The organism is Bombilactobacillus sp. ESL1187 (genome assembly GCF_058107155.1).
Genome location: NZ_JBYLTZ010000001.1, coordinates 222,101 through 239,907, shown reverse-complemented (window position 1 = coordinate 239,907; position 17,807 = coordinate 222,101). Strand labels below are relative to the sequence as shown.

General features: G+C 38.1%; 15 protein-coding genes. 14 read left to right on the top strand and 1 reads right to left on the bottom strand.

All coding sequences use genetic code 11. The features are described 5' to 3' along the window. The first annotated feature begins 184 nt into the window (after positions 1-184). The 10 genes from AC3B5B_RS01230 (at position 185) to AC3B5B_RS01185 (ending at position 12,052) form a co-directional block, all read left to right on the top strand. Positions 185-2,458, top strand: coding sequence for a DNA translocase FtsK (locus AC3B5B_RS01230; protein ID WP_489757348.1), 2,274 nt, complete (start codon positions 185-187; stop codon positions 2,456-2,458). Next, positions 2,451-3,713 carry a M16 family metallopeptidase gene (locus AC3B5B_RS01225; RefSeq protein ID WP_489757349.1) on the top strand — a complete coding sequence of 421 codons (1,263 nt, stop codon included), beginning with the start codon at positions 2,451-2,453 and terminating at the stop codon, positions 3,711-3,713. The genes AC3B5B_RS01230 and AC3B5B_RS01225 overlap by 8 nt, the downstream gene beginning before the upstream one ends. Beyond that, a complete protein-coding gene (yfmH, locus tag AC3B5B_RS01220) occupies positions 3,710-4,975 on the top strand; it encodes an EF-P 5-aminopentanol modification-associated protein YfmH (RefSeq protein ID WP_489769104.1) in 1,266 nt (421 codons plus the stop codon). Before AC3B5B_RS01225 ends, yfmH begins: the two co-directional genes overlap by 4 nt. Beyond that, positions 4,976-5,701, top strand: coding sequence for an elongation factor P 5-aminopentanone reductase (ymfI, locus tag AC3B5B_RS01215; RefSeq protein WP_489757351.1), 726 nt, complete (start codon positions 4,976-4,978; stop codon positions 5,699-5,701). A 37-nt stretch (positions 5,702-5,738) separates the two neighbouring features. Continuing rightward, the gene (locus AC3B5B_RS01210) at positions 5,739-6,575 is read left to right on the top strand and encodes a helix-turn-helix domain-containing protein (protein ID WP_489757352.1); all 837 of its coding nucleotides are present in this window, start codon (positions 5,739-5,741) and stop codon (positions 6,573-6,575) included. A gap of 5 nt (positions 6,576-6,580) precedes the next feature. After that, positions 6,581-7,162 carry a CDP-diacylglycerol--glycerol-3-phosphate 3-phosphatidyltransferase gene (pgsA, locus tag AC3B5B_RS01205; RefSeq protein ID WP_489757353.1) on the top strand — a complete coding sequence of 194 codons (582 nt, stop codon included), beginning with the start codon at positions 6,581-6,583 and terminating at the stop codon, positions 7,160-7,162. An 88-nt stretch (positions 7,163-7,250) separates the two neighbouring features. Further along, complete coding sequence (locus AC3B5B_RS01200; RefSeq protein WP_489769103.1) at positions 7,251-7,781, top strand: CinA family protein; 531 nt, start codon at positions 7,251-7,253, stop codon at positions 7,779-7,781. Between the two features lie 41 nt (positions 7,782-7,822). Next, positions 7,823-8,926, top strand: coding sequence for a recombinase RecA (gene recA / locus AC3B5B_RS01195; RefSeq protein WP_489757355.1), 1,104 nt, complete (start codon positions 7,823-7,825; stop codon positions 8,924-8,926). A gap of 331 nt (positions 8,927-9,257) precedes the next feature. Beyond that, on the top strand, positions 9,258-10,820 hold the full coding sequence (rny, locus tag AC3B5B_RS01190) for a ribonuclease Y (RefSeq protein ID WP_489769102.1): 1,563 nt from the start codon (positions 9,258-9,260) through the stop codon (positions 10,818-10,820). A 98-nt stretch (positions 10,821-10,918) separates the two neighbouring features. Then, positions 10,919-12,052: a glycosyltransferase family 4 protein gene (locus tag AC3B5B_RS01185; RefSeq protein WP_489757357.1), complete on the top strand. Its 1,134-nt coding sequence runs from the start codon at positions 10,919-10,921 to the stop codon at positions 12,050-12,052. Here AC3B5B_RS01185 and AC3B5B_RS01180 read toward each other — a convergent pair. Further along, a complete protein-coding gene (locus tag AC3B5B_RS01180) occupies positions 12,021-12,647 on the bottom strand; it encodes a YigZ family protein (protein ID WP_489769101.1) in 627 nt (208 codons plus the stop codon). The two genes, AC3B5B_RS01185 and AC3B5B_RS01180, sit on opposite strands and share 32 nt — an antisense overlap. 44 nt (positions 12,648-12,691) lie before the next feature. Between AC3B5B_RS01180 and AC3B5B_RS01175 the strand changes: the two genes are divergently transcribed. The 4 genes from AC3B5B_RS01175 (at position 12,692) to secA (ending at position 17,792) form a co-directional block, all read left to right on the top strand. After that, positions 12,692-13,972 (top strand): DEAD/DEAH box helicase family protein, encoded by a 1,281-nt coding sequence (locus tag AC3B5B_RS01175; RefSeq protein WP_489769100.1) that lies wholly within the window; start codon positions 12,692-12,694, stop codon positions 13,970-13,972. After that, positions 13,965-14,648, top strand: coding sequence for a ComF family protein (locus AC3B5B_RS01170; protein ID WP_489769099.1), 684 nt, complete (start codon positions 13,965-13,967; stop codon positions 14,646-14,648). Before AC3B5B_RS01175 ends, AC3B5B_RS01170 begins: the two co-directional genes overlap by 8 nt. An 80-nt stretch (positions 14,649-14,728) precedes the next feature. After that, positions 14,729-15,277 carry a ribosome hibernation-promoting factor, HPF/YfiA family gene (hpf, locus tag AC3B5B_RS01165; protein ID WP_489757361.1) on the top strand — a complete coding sequence of 183 codons (549 nt, stop codon included), beginning with the start codon at positions 14,729-14,731 and terminating at the stop codon, positions 15,275-15,277. Between the two features lie 154 nt (positions 15,278-15,431). After that, positions 15,432-17,792, top strand: a complete 2,361-nt coding sequence (secA, locus tag AC3B5B_RS01160; RefSeq protein WP_489757362.1) for a preprotein translocase subunit SecA — start codon at positions 15,432-15,434, stop codon at positions 17,790-17,792. Positions 17,793-17,807: the final 15 nt, after the last annotated feature.

The window sequence follows — 17,807 nt, the reverse complement described above, 5'->3', positions numbered from 1 at the left end:
TAAGCGGGCTGGTACTTGGTCGGCTTTTTTAATACTATATTATAAGACACTAAAAATAGTGGTGAAGACAAACCGGTAGTAAGTAACGATAGATCATTTAAATTCTAGAGACTGGTTAAAAAACATTATTTTAATGGCTGTGCTTGTTCAACGATTAGTCAAGTAATGTTAATGGGAGAAGAAAATGGTTCGTAAAAAAGCGGTACAAACTAGTAAGAAGAAGCGTAAAAAACATGCACAAGTAAAAGAAGCGGATTATGTTATCAATTTGGTGGGCTTAGCACTAGTATTGCTTTCAATTTTGGCGGATTTTAAATTAGGTCTAGTTGGGCGCTTTTGTGCTAATTTATACCGCATTTTAGTTGGTAACGGATTTCAAGTGTTAGCGGTTGTAGTAACTATTGTTGGACTTAGTATGTTTGTTTTGGGGCGGATACCGCGCTTAGCTGGTAAACAATTATGGGGAATCATCTTTGTTACTAGCAGTTTGTTAATGTTAATGCATGCGGCTTTGTTTAAGCAATTACAATTAAGTCATGATTTAGTTCATATCACGTGGCGCATGTTAGCGGGAGATATAGCTATTAATCAAGTGGCTTCAAATGTTGGTGGTGGAATGCTGGGTGCTTGGTTACTGACACTGTTCCAAGAATTATTTTCGATGCCCGGAACTTACTTATTATGTGGTTTATTAATAATCTGTGGGATACTAATGATTTTGAATGTGCAGATTAAACAAGTAGTAATGGTGTTTCAAAAAATGATTAGTGGTTGTCAATGGTTAGGTAATTATTTAAAAACAGCTTATCAAGAACAGCCAGTTCATGAGCCACATTTAACGAATCGAAAATTAAAACCGCAACGTTCTGCAACTGAAAGTTCAGATCACAATCAGCCAGCTGTTCCTAAAACTGAGCCAGCAACTCAAGGGGATGATGATTTTAAAATTGAAACGCCCCCAACTTTAAAACCGGTAACCCCTAATTTACAACCAGTCACTAGTAGCGTATCCAATGAAGATTATCAATTGCCAGATCTTTCGTTGCTCAAACAAGTTCCGCCAGCAGATCAATCGCAGGAGTATGCATTAATTGATCAAAATCGGAAAAAATTAAAAGAAACCTTAGCTAGTTTTGGAGTTGAAGTGGAAGTTAAAAAAGCTACGCTGGGGCCCACAGTTACGAAGTACGAAATTCAGCCGGCAGTTGGTGTTAAAGTCAGTCGTATTGTTAATTTAGCGGACGATTTAGCTCTGGCCTTGGCCGCCAAAGACTTGCGTATTGAAGCCCCTATTCCTGGCAAGCCTTATATTGGCATTGAGGTCCCGAACCAAACGCCTTCTATGGTTTCCTTTCGCGAAATTATTGAAAATCAACCAGAGCATGCGCAACAGGTTTTGGCTGTTCCCTTGGGCAAAGATGTCTATGGACAAATTGCAATGTGTGATTTGGCGCAATTACCGCATTTACTAATTGCGGGTTCCACCGGTAGTGGTAAATCAGTGGCGATTAATACGATTATTACGGGTCTATTAATGCAAGCTAGTCCGCAGGTAGTGAAAATGATTCTAATTGATCCCAAAATGGTTGAGTTAAGTATGTATAATGGCATTCCGCATTTATTAATCCCGGTAGTGACCGATGCTAAAAAAGCTAATAGTGCTCTTCAAAAAGCGGTCCAAGAAATGGAACGCCGGTACCAATTATTTGAACAAACCGGTTATCGCAAGATTGAGGAGTATAATCAAGCTGTTGAACAAAATAATCAAGATAAAACTAAACCCGTCAAGGAAAAATTACCTTATATTATTATTGTAGTTGATGAATTGTCCGATTTGATGATGGTTGCTGGCCGTGATGTAGAAAATTCAATTGTGCGGCTAGCCCAAAAAGCGCGCGCAGCTGGAATGCACCTGATTTTAGCAACACAAAGACCATCAGTTGATGTGATTACCGGTTTAATTAAGGCCAACATTCCTTCCCGAATGGCGTTTGCTGTTTCTAGCAATATTGATTCACGCACAATTTTAGATTCACCTGGCGCGGAAAAATTGCTAGGACGGGGAGATATGTTATTTGAACCCATTGGGCAAAATAAGCCTAGCCGAATTCAAGGAGCATACATTTCGACAGAAGAAGTGGAACGCGTCGTTGATTTTGTTAAGCAGCAGCAGGCCGCAGCATATGATGAACAGCTATTACCAAGTGACCAAGCAGAAGCGACTAATAGTCAGCAAGTTGATGATGAGTATTGGCAAGAAGCGGTCGAATTAGTTGCTCGGGAACAAAAAGCGAGTGTATCAATGTTACAACGGCGGTTTCAAATTGGTTATAATCGCGCCGCCCGCTTAGTTGATGCGATGGAAGAACGTGGAATTGTGGGACCCGCCCAAGGATCTAAGTCACGTAAAGTATTGATTGATCGCCCAGAAATTGAGGATATTAGAAAAGATGAATGAACCTAAAATTATACAATTACGCCCGGGGGTGGAGTTGTGGTGGTTACCGACTGATAAATTTCAAGTGTTTCGTTGGGAATTTAATTTTGTTACGCCGCAAAAAAAAGCACAAACTACTCAACGTAAATTGTTGGTCAACTTATTACAACGCTCTAGTAAACGATATACGACACAAGCACAGTTGGCCCGGCAGTTATCTTTATTATATGGGGCAGAGATTACAGGAAAAACGAGTATTTTACGAAATTTAAATATATTATCGTTAGCTGTGACAGCCCCAGCAGCTTTTCAAACAACTAGTTTAATACAACCAGGATTGAAATTATTGTCAGAATTAATTGCGGCTCCTAATTTGCAAGCGAACCACCAACTTTTTATGGAATCCGCGTTTCAGCTTGAGCAAACTAATTTAGCTAATTTTTATCAATCACTGCAAGATGATTATGCGTTGAAAGCTAGCTTAGGGTTAAAGCAAATATTAGCCAGTGCCGATTATCAAGTGCCAGCATTTGGGTCTTCGACACAGTTACACCAATTGACCAATGAGCAAGTTAGTCAACAATATCATGACTTAATGAAACAAGATCGATTAATTATGACGTTGGTGGGTGATCCGCACGATCAGGCAACTACTACCTTTTTACAGCAACTGGATTTTTTAACGGCCCGCGCACAATCAATTAACTTGAAGGCGCAGCAGTTATTAACTTTACCAAAACATCCTGTCTGTATCCAACAACATGAACCCATTCAGCAGAGTCAATTAGTGATGGCTTACCATAGTTCTACAAAGCACGCAGCGGCTGTTTGGCAAGTCTTCAATATGATGTTGGGTGGTGATGACCAATCGTTATTGTTCATTAATGTCCGGGAGCAAAAGGGCTTAGCTTACTCAATTTATAGTACAGTGAATGCTTTTGAAGGATTGGTAACAATTCAAGCGGGCGTTTCAGCCGCGCAAATTGCAACTGCTCAAGAGCTAATTCAACAACAAATCACGCAATTGGCCGAACAAGATCATGAGCAGTTGTTACAGCATGCAAAATTAGCGTTAGTTAATCAACGACTGATTGATTCTGATAATATTGCTCACCAAAGTGAGCGGTTACTGTTAAAGGCGCTTAACTCCCACTTTATTTGGCCTGATAGTGACTATGCTCACCAAATTCAAGCGGTGCAATTAGCTGAGGTTCAAGCTTTAGCGGCACAATTACAGTTAAGTGCCCAATATCAATTAATAGGTGATAATAAATGAGTTCTTTAGAAATTACTACAATTCATAATTCCGCCAATTTACCAATTAAAGCAATCATTAAACCTGATTTTCATCAAACTTATGCTTTAGCCATGGTTGATTTTGGTTCCTTAGATTCGACGATAACTAATCAATCAAATATTATCCCGGGTTCGGCTCATTTTCTTGAACATAAGTTATTTGCCAAACCTAATTTTGATAGTGCCGAAGCTTTTGCTAAATTTGGTGCTAATTCCAATGCTTTTACGAGTTATACCAAAACAGCTTATTTATTTCAAACTGTAGGACAAGTAGCCAATAATCTGGGAGTATTGCTAGATTTGATCAGTCGACCGTATTTTACGGCAGCGAATGTTTTAAAAGAACAAAAGATTATTGCCCAGGAAATTCAGATGTATGCCGATAACCCGGATTGGGTCTTGGAACAAGCTACTTTAAATAACTTGTTTCCCCATGATCCCATTACACAAGATATTGCGGGTACTTTAAGCTCAATTCAAGAAATCACCGCCGCTAATTTATTAGCGATTTACCAACAATATTATGTGCCTAGTAATTTTCAGATTTATTTAGCTGGTGCTATTGATCAACAAAAGTTAGAATTTCAGTTGGACGAAATTATTGCTCATAATCAGGCTATCCAACAGTTTGCGCACCGAACTAAGCAACCTATTTTGCGGTATCGGCCAGTGGACTATCCTGTCAAAAGTGCACAAGAGATTGTCTTTAAAGCGCAGCGGCCGCATATGATGATTGGTTTACGAATTATGATCCAAGCTAGTTTATCCGAGATGATTGTTTTACAAAATCAATTGGAATTGTTATTCGAATTGATTTTAGGCGAAACCTCCTCATTCAGACAATCTTTATTAGAACAGCACTTGATTGATGATAGCTTTGGTTATAGTGTCATTGTAGAACGGCAATATGCCTTTATTTTGATTAGTGCAGAAACTGACCAGCCCCATCATTTAGGAGAAGTTTTACGCACGTATTTACTCAAGCAGAAGTTTATGGCAGAATTAACAGCGGCAGCTTTAGAGATGGTTAAAGCTGATAGTATTGGGAGCTATTTGTTTGCGAGTGACTATATGGAAAATTTGGCTACAGAATCAGCAGAGTTGGCTTTTTATGATTTGAGTTATGAACAAATGCCATCATTAATTAATCAGGTTTCTTTGGAAAAGTTGCAAACTTTAGCGACCACAATTTTTCAAGCAGATAATATGACCATTACTTATTTACAGCCGGAGATGAATTAAATGAAGTGGGCGTTAATTTTAGGAGCAAGTGGAGGAATGGGCCAAGCTATTGCTGCTGATTTAGCACAAGCAGGCTGGTCATTGTATCTTCAAGGTAACGAACATATTGCGCAATTACAACAGGATCAACAACAATTACAGCAGCAATATCCCCAACAAGATTTTTTGGTTTTAAAATCCGATTTCAAGAAGCTTGAAAATACTGCCCAAATAGTTGATAATATCTTTAGTTTAGATGCCCTGATTGCGGCACAAGGAATTACTAATTATCAGTTATTTGATCAGTTGAGTTTGACACAAATGCAGGAAATTTTGCGTGTTAATGTGGTTTTTCCATTGCACTTGATCCAACAATTGCAAGATAAGTTGGCGGTCAGTCATTGTGGCAGAATTGTTTTATTAGGTTCAGTATATGGCGCTCAAGGTAGTGCAATGGAAGTGATGTATAGTACCACTAAAGGTGCTTTGACCGCTTTTGCGAAAGCTTATGCAAAAGAAGTGGCTAGTTTAGGCATCACAGTCAATGTTTTGGCTCCTGGGGCAGTGGATACTACTATGAATCAAATGCTAACTCCACCGGCTAAACAGCAACTAGTGGAACAGATTCCGCTAGGAAGAATGGCGACTCCACAAGATTTAAGTTATTGGATTAGAACGATTTTGGATCCTAAAGCCCAATACTTGACAGGTCAAACTTTGTACGTAACTGGTGGTTGGTTAAATTAATTAGTTATTTAAATTTCAATATAATGGTGGTTGAGCAATGAGTGAATTAGGCGATAAATTACGTGATGCACGGCTGGAAAAGGGTTATACAATTGATGATCTACAAAAAATAACTAAAATTCAAAAACGTTATTTAACGGCAATTGAAGAAGGACGATTAGATCAATTACCCGGTGATTTTTATGTGCGTGCTTTTGTCAAACAGTATGCGGATAGTGTTGGGTTAGATAGCCAAGCTTTAATTGAGGACTATCAGTCGGAAATTCCTAAAGTACAACCAGAAGAGACACCCGTCCAGTCACCAACGGTTAAAAAAGAAGCTTTGGCTCCTAATTTAAAACGGCATTGGCCACAGATTGTAATTTTAGCAGTAGTGCTAATTATTGTGATTTTAATTTGTTTAGTGGCAGCGAAAGTTCACAAGCAAAATGCTAATCCAATTCCAACTTCGCATCAAAAAGTGGAACAAACAACGACTAAAAAGCCGAAGAAGCATATTAAAAAGCCAGTAGCTAAGCAGTCAACTAAAAAAACAACTGCCAACAATAAAAATCTAGTTTTAAAGGCAGATGCTGATGTGGCTGATCATTTTACCATTCAAAATTGGTCACAACAACCGCAGCACGAAGTTAAATTACAAGCTACTTCTGCCCAGGCGTGGATTGCGGTACGGGCTAATGGACAAACTGTTTGGCAAGGAGCTTTACAGCCTAATTCTGAGCAAACGGTTCAATTGAGTAGTAATTTAAAACAATTTCAAGTACAAACTGGTAATGCTGCGGTAACTAAAGTTTTGATTAATAATCAAAACTTGCCAGTTCCAGATAATCAAACTGGTACGGTTCATACCTATACAATGCAAATTAAGGAGTAATCTGAATGAATTTACCCAATAAATTAACTTTATTACGGATTATTTTAATTCCCATCTTTATGATTTTTATGTCGATTGATTTTCATTTAGGACAGGTGAGTTTTTTAGCAACGACCATTACGTGGCAATCATTAATCGCTACAATTATCTTTATAGTAGCTTCTATTACAGATTTTATTGATGGTAAAATTGCGCGTGGACGTCATTTGGTGACCAATTTTGGTAAATATATGGATCCATTAGCTGATAAAATGTTGGTTTTAACAGCGTTCGTGTATTTGGCAGCTCGGCACCAAGCCCCGGCTTGGATTGTGGCAATTATTGCTTGTCGCGAGTTACTGATTACGACATTAAGATTATTGATTGTGGAACAGGGTGGTTCCGTCATGGCAGCACAGATGCCCGGTAAAATTAAAACTGCAACCCAAATGTTGGCAATTGTTTTCTTAATGTTAAAAGATCCGATTTTTGCTTATTGGAATATTCCGTTTGGTTTAATTATGTTATATATTTGTTTAATCTTTACCGTTTATTCGGCATATGATTATTTATGGCAGAATCGTCAGTTTTATTCTGATTTTAAATAATTGAAACGTCCTGTTAGTTAATAGGACGTTTTTTGCTTTTTTAAGTTATTTAGTAAGATAATTTTGTAATTAATAAAAGGGTGATTGGATGTCAGAAGAAATAAAACAATTTTGGATGTGTCAAGGGAATCCGCCCCAATTTAATTGGGCTGATTATCAATCCTTAATAGCACAAGTGGTACGTGGATTGCAGCACAATAAGCAAACCATTACGGCAGCAGAAAGTTTAAGCGCGGGTTTATTTCAAGCAACCTTAGCGACCGTACCTGGTGCTTCGCAAGTTTTTGCGGGTGGTTTTGTGACTTACTCGCTAGCCATGAAAGCTCAATTATTAGCTATTGATGCAGATTTATTAGAACATTATGGAGTGGTGAGTGCTTGGACGGCCGAACAAATGGCGCAAAATAGTGCTCGGATTATTGGTAGTGATTGGGGGGTCGGCTTAACAGGTGTGGCTGGACCAGGTTTATTGGAGCAACAACAACCAGGGACCGTTTATCTAGGAGTTAAGTCACCCAAAGATGTGCAAGTTCGGCGGTTTGCGTTTCAAGGAACCAGACAAGTCATTCGCCAAAAAAGTGTAATTGCTGCTTTTATTATGATTTTAAATCAGTTATAATCTTGATTGAGAGAACAAACGTTTGGTATGGAGGTATTAAAGTGGCTAAAGATAATAAAGAAGATGAAGCTGGTCGCGAGGAAGCGCTGAATAAAGCTCTAAAGAAAATTGAAAAAGATTTTGGTAAAGGAGCTATTATGCGTTTGGGAGAAAGTCCTAAAACTAAAGTTTCTTCTATTTCAAGTGGTTCTTTGGCTTTGGATAATGCGTTGGGCATTGGTGGTTATCCGCGCGGCAGAATTGTGGAAATATATGGTCCAGAAAGTTCTGGTAAAACAACTGTGGCCTTACATGCTGTGGCAGAAGTGCAAAAAAACGGGGGAACCGCAGCTTATATTGATGCTGAAAATGCGATGGATCCAGATTATGCCAAGGCTTTGGGAGTTGATATTGACAATTTGTTATTGTCACAGCCAGATACTGGAGAACAAGGACTGGAAATTGCTGATGCTTTAATTAAAAGTGGTGCGATTGATATCTTGGTCATTGATTCAGTAGCTGCCTTGGTTCCTAAGGCAGAAATTGATGGCGAAATGGGCGACTCACATGTCGGTTTGCAGGCGCGGATGATGTCGCAAGCTTTACGGAAGCTGTCTGGTAATATTAATAAAACCAAAACGATTGCTTTATTCATTAATCAAATTCGTGAAAAAGTGGGCGTTATGTTTGGTAATCCGGAAACTACTCCCGGTGGTCGTGCTTTAAAGTTTTACGCGACAGTGCGCTTAGAGGTTCGCCGTTCTGAACAGATCAAAGAGGGCTCTGACGTTATTGGTAATAAAGTTAAAATTAAAGTGGTTAAAAATAAGGTAGCACCGCCCTTTAAATTAGCACTAGTAGATATTATGTATGGCCACGGAATTTCACAAACAGGTGAGATTTTAGATATGGCTGCTGATCAAGAAATTATTAACAAGAGTGGTTCTTGGTACTCTTATCAAAATGAACGTATCGGTCAAGGCCGCGAAAATGCGAAAGCATATCTAGATGATCATCCAGAGATGAAAGCCGATATTAAACAGCAGGTTCGTGATGCTTATCAAATGGATGATATTAAACAATCTAGTACTGAAGATCAATCAGTAGAAAAAACTGCTGCCGATTCTAAAAACAATAAAACTGATCTTAATTTAACAGATCAATAATTTTGGTTAAAATTTGCTGTTTGGAAAGATTTGCCTATTATTGAAACTTTTTAACGTTAAAGTTCTGATTCAAATAAACATTCGTTGACAGTTTGCCCAATAAACAATAATATTAATATGTACCGAGTTTTAAAGCAGTAATTTAATTAAGTGCTTTATCTAGGTGCCAATAAAATAGAAAAAGAAACTGAAACGAATGTGCTTATTTGAATGTTTTAAGTTTAATAGTCAGGTTTAAATTTTTTAGTTACTTTCTAAAAAATTAACTTGCTTGATGGTAAGCCGTTTTATTTCAGTCTCTGAAGTCATTAGTGTGGCTGGAGGGATTTAAATGGCAGTTTTAATCGCCCTAATAGTCGCGCTGGGGTTATTAGTTATTGGTACTGTAGTTGGTTTTTTGATTAGAAAAAATGTCTACGAAAAAAGTTTAGAGCAGGCAGGACAGTCGGCAGCACAAATTATTGTGGATGCTAAAAAAGCTGCTGCATCTGCCAAAAAAGAGGCATTGATCGAAGCACGTGAGGAAAGTCACAAGTATCGTCAGGAACAAGAAGATGATCTGCGTGATCGCCGTAAGGAATTACAACGGCAAGAAAATCGAATGTTGCAGCGAGAAGAAACTTTAGATCGCAAAGATAACTCGCTGGATCAACGTGAACATTCTTTAGAGAAACGTGAACAAAAGATTGATACTACAGAACAACAATTAGAACAACAGACAAAGCAAATTTCTTCTACCTTAACTCAGCAACAAAATAAATTAGAAGAAGTTGCGGCCATGACACATGAACAGGCCCGTAACTATCTTTTAAAACAAATTGATGAACATTTAGTTCAAGAAAAAGCCCGTTTGATTCGTAATAGTGAAGAAGCAGCCAAGCAAGATGCTGATAAGTGTGCTAAACAAATTATTGTTGATGCTATTCAGCAAAGTGCAGCGGATACTGTTTCTGAATCCACAGTTACAACTGTTTCTTTACCCAATGAAGAAATGAAGGGTCGAATCATTGGGCGTGAAGGTCGCAATATTCGTACTTTAGAATCTTTAACAGGAATTGATGTAATTATTGATGACACACCACAGGCGGTGGCTTTGAGTGGCTTTGATCCCATTCGGCGTGAAATTGCGCGGTTGTCATTGGAAAAATTAATTTCCGACGGACGAATTCATCCAGCTCGTATTGAAGAGATGGTTGATAAGTCACGTAAAGAAATGGATACACGTATTCGTGAATTAGGTGAGCAGACTGTTTACGATTTGGGAATTCATAGTGTTAATCCCGATTTAATTAAGATTATCGGACGATTGAATTTCCGGACTAGTTATGGTCAAAATGTCTTGAGTCATTCAATTGAAGTTGCAAAATTAGCAGGAACTATGGCTGCTGAATTAGGTGAAGATGAGACTTTGGCGCGGCGTGCAGGATTGCTACATGATATTGGCAAAGCATTAGATCATGAAATTGAAGGATCACATGTTGAAATTGGTGTCGATATTACAAGTAAGTACAAAGAACCCAAAGTGGTAGTTAATACGATTGCTTCGCATCATGGTGATGTTGAACCACAATCGATGATTGCAGTATTGGTGGCTGCGGCAGATGCAATTTCTGCTGCTCGTCCTGGAGCTCGTTCTGAATCAATGGAAAATTATATTCATCGATTGGAAAAGCTGGAAAATATTGCTAATAGTTATGATGGCGTTGATCATAGTTATGCAATTCAAGCAGGACGTGAGATTCGGATTATGGTAAAGCCAGAACAAATTTCCGATAATCAAGCAACAATTTTGTCGCGGAAAATTCGCAATCAAATTGAAAAAGAATTAGAATATCCGGGTCATATCAAAGTAACAGTGATTCGTGAAACTAGAAAAATTGCTTATGCTAAATAAGGCATAAGCTTTTTTTAAGTAAAAAATTAATAAAAGTTGTATTCAAGTAGAGCAAATATTATAATTTCCTTTGTATGTGAAAGGAGTCGCTACCAACGATGTTAAGTGTGATTGTAAAATTGGTTTTAACAATGATTATTGCAGCAGTAATAACTCCTTTTGTTCGTAAATTGGCCCTGGTATTGGGAGCTGTTGATAATCCTAATGCGCGGCGAGTTAATAAAAAGCCAATGCCCACACTGGGCGGTTTAGCTATTTTTTTAGCGTTTAATTTTTCGACTTTTGTCTTATTACGTGCCCAATTTCCCACACATGAATTGTTTAGTGTTTTTTTAGCAGAATGTATTATTTTATTGACGGGTTTAATTGACGATATTCGAGAATTAAAGCCGATGCAAAAAATGTTTGGAATTTTAATTGCAGCATTAGTAGTTTATTTCTTGGCCGGAATTAAAATGACTTATGTTGTCTTGCCTTTTGTAGGTTCTTTTCAATTAGGTTGGCTCGGTTTGCCAGTGACAGTGTTTTGGATTTTGGCAATTACGAATGCGGTTAACTTAATTGATGGATTGGATGGGTTGGCCACTGGCGTTTCGATCATTGCACTGTTTACCATGGGTGTAATTGGTTACTTTTTTTCATCTGTGGGTAATACTTATGTGACGATCTGGATTTTTGCGATGGTGGCTTCCTTAGTGGGCTTTTTGCCACATAATTTTCATCCGGCAAAAATTTTTTTGGGAGATACTGGTGCACTGTTTGTGGGCTTTATGATTGCTGTCTTTTCTTTAAAAGGATTAAAGAACGTCACTTTTATTTCTTTAGTCATTCCGATTGTGATTTTAGGAGTGCCAATTAGTGATACGGTCTATGCCATGTTAAGACGGTTTTTGAATAACAAGCCCATTTCTCAGGCGGACAGACATCACTTACACCATCGTTTGATGCAATTGGGTTTGAGCCATCGCCAAACAGTGTTAGTCATTTATGGTTTATCATTAGTCTTTTCTTTTATTGCCTTACTATATCCGGTTTCCTCTTTTTGGGGTAGTATTTTACTAACTATTGCTGTGTTAATCGGTTTGGAGCTCTTTGTGGAATCAATTGGTTTAGTTGGAGAGAATCGCCAACCTCTGTTACATGCAATTCAAAAATTAGTTAAACGTTTGGAAAAAGATGATCTGAAAAAAGATGATGAAGTTACTTTAAATAAGGAATCTCATGAAAAGTAGTAGGTCCCATTTGCACGGGGATTTGTGCGTGTAGTTGGTTATTAAGATCGGTGAGAAAATTCGGAGTCTGTTGTTGATCAAGTAGTAATGTTAGTTGGACTTGAGCGTCATAATTGGTATTAACTAGATTAACAGGTTGCTGTTTGAGCCAGTAATTGATCAGGTCTAGCTGTTTATAAGTTAAGGTAACAAGCAGCTGTTGTTGCAACACAATTTGCACACGTCCTGCTTGATTAATAGCATCTGCAACACTTTGACGATAAGCGCGAATCAAACCACCGCTACCGAGTTTAATTCCGCCAAAAAAACGGGTGACTACGGCTAGTGTATTTTGAACTTGCATAGCTTGTAAAGTTTCTAACATAGGTATTCCAGCAGTGCCTCGGGGCTCACCATCGTCACTGGCGTGTTGCTGTAAATTATCAATAATATAAGCACTACAATGATGACTAGCTTTGCTAGTCTTTTTTTTGATGTCTGTTAAAAAATTTTGCGCTTCATTAACGCTTTGCACGCGTTTCAGTGAAGTAATGAACCGAGATTTTTTAATAACTAGTTCATTCGTAAAGTCCTGTGCGATTGTAATTTTTGGCAAAAAAATTCTCCTTTTTATCGTAATTAATTTAAGGTGATTAATTGATGGATGTAAAACAATTATCTGGACGACTATTAGTTCTAGATTCACCGACAACTTATACTAAAGCTATTCCTGCACTATATAAACTTGATGGAAATCAATTTTGTTGTCGTCGGTGCCAGATGGTTAATGACTGGCGAGTTTATAGTTTGCCAGGTGATAATTTTTATTGTCCAGCCTGTCTAAGCTTAGGACGTTTAACTAATCATAATTATCTAATTGCGATTGCTGAGCAGAATCAATTTCCAGCAATTCAGCAACCGTTGACGTGGACTGGGCAATTAACAGCTGCTCAAACAATCATTTCGCACAAACTTTGTCAAATAGAACGAGCCAAACAGGATCATTTGGTGTGGGCAGTAACTGGTAGTGGTAAAACTGAAATGTTATTTAAAGTTTTACAGCAAGCGGTTATTCAGAAAGAACGGATTGCTTGGGTTGCTCCGCGAGTGGATGTTTGTAATGAAATCTATCCACGATTGCAAGCAGCTTTTCAACCAGTTAGTTTGGCACTATTACATGGACAAGGTGCTAGCCAATATTATTATTCACAAATCTTAGTTTGTACAGTCCATCAGCTATTAAAATTTTACCAAGCGTTTGATTTGATAGTTCTGGATGAATGTGATTCGTATCCATATGTTAATAATTTAATGTTGCATAATGCCGTTAAAAACGCTTTGAAGCCAAAGCATTCACTAATTTCTTTGTCTGCCACGCCTAGTTTAGAATATTTACAATTGATCAAGAAGCAAAAATTATCCTATAGCTTACTAAGCCGCCGATTTCATGGACATGATTTACCAGAACCTAAATATTGTTGGGTCAATCATATTTCGATGCGGCAACTTCATTGGCGCCTAAAACGGCAAATTCGTGAACTTTTGGACAAACAACAACGCTTTTTATTGTTTGTGGATAGTATTCGGCAAGCTGAACAATTATCACAGTTGTTACAGCAAACCTATCCTGACTTACAACAAACTTATGTGCACGCCAAAGATGCAATGCGACAAATCAAAGTGCAAAAGTTTCGCGCTGGTCAGTGGCAAGCACTGGTGACAACCACCGTTTTGGAACGAGGAGTAACGTTTGATAATATTGATGTCTTAGTTTGGCAGGCCGATTCCAAGCGCTTTACCCAACAAGCATTGGTTCAGATTGCTGGGAGAGCCGGGCGCAGTAGTAGTCATCCGGATAATCAAGTTTGGTTTTTTGGAACACATTATACAACTAATATTGCCCAGGCAATTCACCAAATTCGGCGGTTGAATTGTGCTTAAGCAATGTTTATTATGCCAAGAAGCGATTGTTTTTGAGCTGACACCGATGCAAGTTTTAGGAATTCAGCTAATTGATCCACCCGCGATTTGTCAGCGTTGTTTACAAGAATTTGCGCCAATTACGTCACCACATTGTCCGCAATGTTATAAAATGGGTTCCAGTAAACTGTGTTCAGATTGTCAATTATGGCAAAAACAAGGTTATCTAAATGTGCGCCATCGTGCTTTGTTTAAATATAATAATGCCATGCATGATTATTTTAAACGATATAAGCGCTATGGCGATTATGCTTTAAGGGCTTGCTTTCAAAGCCTAATCCACCAAAAATTACGGTCTTTTCAAGGCACAGTAGTTTATATTCCTAGTTCAACGGAGCATTTGCAGCAACGACATTTTGATCCAGTTGTCGGTCTTTTCAAGGAAGTAGTCGATTTAACACCAGCATTGATTAAGTTACCCACCCAGCAAGCACAAGCGCAAAAAAATCGCCGAGAAAGATTGCAAACGACTCAGTTTTTGCAATTTAATCATCAATATGATTCTATCTTATCAGTCAAACAAATCTTAGTGGTGGATGATATTTATACAACAGGGCGCACCATTTTGCACGCCTATGATTGTTTACGACAAGCGGGTTATCAGGGAGAAATTTCTTCGTTTTCTTTGGCCAGATGATTGGCTTTTTATTAATAAAATCATTATAATGTAAGTAGACCAATAGAAGTCTAATTGGCAAATGAAAAGGGGTGCTCTTCATGTTGACAATTAATGTTCGTGGAGAAAATATCGAAGTAACAGAGGCAATTAGAAGCTATATTGAGAAACGTTTAAATAATTTAAATAAGTATTTTAAAGATACTGATCATCCGATTGCTCATGTTAATTTAAAAGTTTATAGTAATAAAAATGCTAAGGTCGAAGTTACTATCCCATTGCCTTATTTGATTTTACGAGCCGAAAAAACGGATAAGGATATGTATAAAAGTATTGATGATGTTTTTGAAAAATTGGAACGACAAATTAGAAAATATAAAACTAGAATCAATCGGAAGTCGCGCGAAAAGGGGATTAAAGATTTTGATTTAACTGGTCCGAGCGATGAATCAGCTAATGATTCACAGGATTTGCCGATTGTCCGGACAAAGCGCGTTGCTTTAAAGCCGATGGATGCTCAAGAAGCAGTTTTGCAAATGGATATGTTAGGACATAACTTTTTTGTTTTTGAAGATGCTCAAACTAATGGAACAAGTATTGTCTATAAGCGAAATGATGGACGCTATGGTTTAATTGAAACTGATGAATGAGTTTGATTGAATTTTAATAATCGTTTTGATTGGTGGTCGGAATCTGAACTTCCGAGCACCTTTTTCGTTAATTAAGTTAGAGTTTAATTATTGCTACTAAAATGATAAGATATTATAGATGTACCAGATTGAAAGTACAGGAGAGATTTAATAAATGACGAATCCAATTAAAAAATGGGTAGAAAGTGACAAACGTGAAGTTAAGCGTATGGGCAAGATCGCGGATAAGGTAGAAGCCTACGCTGATGAATACGCGAAACTTTCGGATGAAGATTTACAGGCTAAAACTCCGGCTTTTCAAGAGCGATTAACCAAAGGTGAAACTTTAGATGATCTGTTGCCAGAAGCTTTTGCTACTGCACGAGAAGCTGCTAAACGCGTTTTAGGATTGTATCCATTTCGTGTACAAATTATTGGTGGTATTACCTTACATGAAGGTAATATTGCTGAAATGAAAACTGGTGAAGGAAAGACTTTAACCGCGACATTACCGGTTTACCTCAATGCTTTGACTGGTAAGGGTGTGCACGTTGTGACGGTTAACGAATATTTATCACAACGTGATGCTACAGAAATGGGGCAATTATATAATTGGCTGGGACTGAGCGTTGGTTTAAACTTAAATTCTAAAAGTGCAGAAGAAAAACGGGCTGCTTATAACTGTGATATTACGTACTCGACGAATAGTGAATTAGGTTTTGACTATTTGCGGGATAATATGGTTGTTTATAAAGAGCAAATGGTGCAACGGCCGTTAAATTACGCCATTGTCGATGAAGTGGACTCCATTTTAATTGATGAAGCGAGAACTCCATTGATTATTTCTGGACAAGCTGAGCAATCGACAGCACTTTATCTGCGAGCTGATCGGTTTGTCAAATCTTTGAATGAAGCTGATTATAAGATTGACTGGCCGACTAAGACCATTGGTTTAACTGAAAGTGGTATTAAAAAAGGTGAACAAACTTTTGCGTTAAAAAATCTTTATGATATTGATAACACTTTATTGAATCACCATATTGATCAAGCTTTACGAGCTAATTATATTATGGAATTAGATAAAGATTATGTGGTTAGTGATAAAAAGGTTATGATTGTTGATTCCTTTACTGGTCGGGTAATGGAAGGACGTCGGTTCTCAGATGGTTTGCACCAGGCTATTGAAGCCAAGGAAGGTGTCCCCATTCAAGATGAAACCAAGACCATGGCCAATATCACTTACCAAAACTTCTTTAGAATGTACGACAAGTTGTCGGGTATGACCGGAACAGCGAAAACTGAAGAAGAAGAATTTCGGGAAATTTATAACATGGAAGTTATTACAATTCCGACCAATAAACCAATTGCCCGGATTGATTATCCCGATGTGTTGTATCCAACACTCAAGAATAAATTCAAAGCGGTTATTGAAGATATTATTGAGCGCCATAAAAAAGGGCAGCCATTATTAGTCGGGACAGTTGCGGTGGAAACGTCTGAATATTTATCGCAGCAATTAAATAAGGCTCACATTCCTCATGCTGTTTTGAATGCGAAGAATCATGCTAAAGAAGCTGATATTATTTCACGTGCTGGTCAAAAAGGCGCTGTGACAATTGCAACGAACATGGCTGGTCGGGGAACTGATATTAAATTGGGACCTGGTGTCCGTGAAGTAGGCGGTTTATGTGTGATTGGTACCGAGCGGCATGAATCGCGGCGGATTGATAACCAGTTACGGGGCCGGTCCGGACGACAAGGTGATCCCGGTGAGACGATCTTCTATATGTCTTTAGAAGATGACTTAATGAAGCGTTTTGGTTCAGAGCGTATCAAGAACTTCTTGCAGTCGATGAAAATTGATGATGATGATGCTATTATTCAAAGTCGCATGATTACTCGTCAGGTTGAATCTGCACAAAAGCGGGTTGAAGGTAATAACTACGATACGCGGAAAAATACCTTGCAATACGATGATGTGATGCGGGAACAACGTGAAGTTATTTATAAGCAACGCATGCAAGTAATTACTGAAGAAAATAGTTTACAAGATGTTTTGGTACCAATGATGCAACGTACCATTGCCAGTGCGATTGATTCACGCACGTACGGGGATGCCAAAGATTGGGATTTAGATGGTATTTACGACTTTGCGATTAACGTTTTAGTTAGTCCAAAACAATTACAACGTTCCGATTTGGATGGCAAAACGGTGGATCAATTAAAAGAGTTGTTTAAACAATTTGTTCAAGAAAATTATGAACAAAAACAACAGCAGCTCCAAGATCCGCAACAAATGTTAGAATTTCAAAAAGTAGTTATTTTGCGGGTTGTTGATGAACACTGGACTAATCATATTGATGAAATGGATCAGTTACGGCAATCAATTGGTTTACGTGGCTATGGTCAGATGAACCCGTTAGTTGAATATCAAGAAGAAGGTTTTCGGATGTTCGAAAGCATGGTTGCTGATATTGAATATGATGTGACACGATTATTTATGAAGGCGGAAATTCGCCAAAATGCACAAAGATAAAAAACAGGCTGCGGC

Excerpts from the sequence above, each read along its gene's own strand:
- rny (WP_489769102.1), top strand. The coding sequence starts at position 9,258 with ATGGCAGTTTTAATCGCCCTAATAGTCGCGCTGGGGTTATTAGTTATT.
- AC3B5B_RS01200 (WP_489769103.1), top strand. The coding sequence starts at position 7,251 with ATGTCAGAAGAAATAAAACAATTTTGGATGTGTCAAGGGAATCCGCCC.
- AC3B5B_RS01210 (WP_489757352.1), top strand. The coding sequence starts at position 5,739 with ATGAGTGAATTAGGCGATAAATTACGTGATGCACGGCTGGAAAAGGGT.
- AC3B5B_RS01225 (WP_489757349.1), top strand. The coding sequence starts at position 2,451 with ATGAATGAACCTAAAATTATACAATTACGCCCGGGGGTGGAGTTGTGG.
- AC3B5B_RS01185 (WP_489757357.1), top strand. The coding sequence starts at position 10,919 with ATGTTAAGTGTGATTGTAAAATTGGTTTTAACAATGATTATTGCAGCA.
- AC3B5B_RS01230 (WP_489757348.1), top strand. The coding sequence starts at position 185 with ATGGTTCGTAAAAAAGCGGTACAAACTAGTAAGAAGAAGCGTAAAAAA.
- yfmH (WP_489769104.1), top strand. The coding sequence starts at position 3,710 with ATGAGTTCTTTAGAAATTACTACAATTCATAATTCCGCCAATTTACCA.
- secA (WP_489757362.1), top strand. The coding sequence starts at position 15,432 with ATGACGAATCCAATTAAAAAATGGGTAGAAAGTGACAAACGTGAAGTT.
- hpf (WP_489757361.1), top strand. The coding sequence starts at position 14,729 with ATGTTGACAATTAATGTTCGTGGAGAAAATATCGAAGTAACAGAGGCA.
- pgsA (WP_489757353.1), top strand. The coding sequence starts at position 6,581 with ATGAATTTACCCAATAAATTAACTTTATTACGGATTATTTTAATTCCC.
- AC3B5B_RS01175 (WP_489769100.1), top strand. The coding sequence starts at position 12,692 with ATGGATGTAAAACAATTATCTGGACGACTATTAGTTCTAGATTCACCG.
- ymfI (WP_489757351.1), top strand. The coding sequence starts at position 4,976 with ATGAAGTGGGCGTTAATTTTAGGAGCAAGTGGAGGAATGGGCCAAGCT.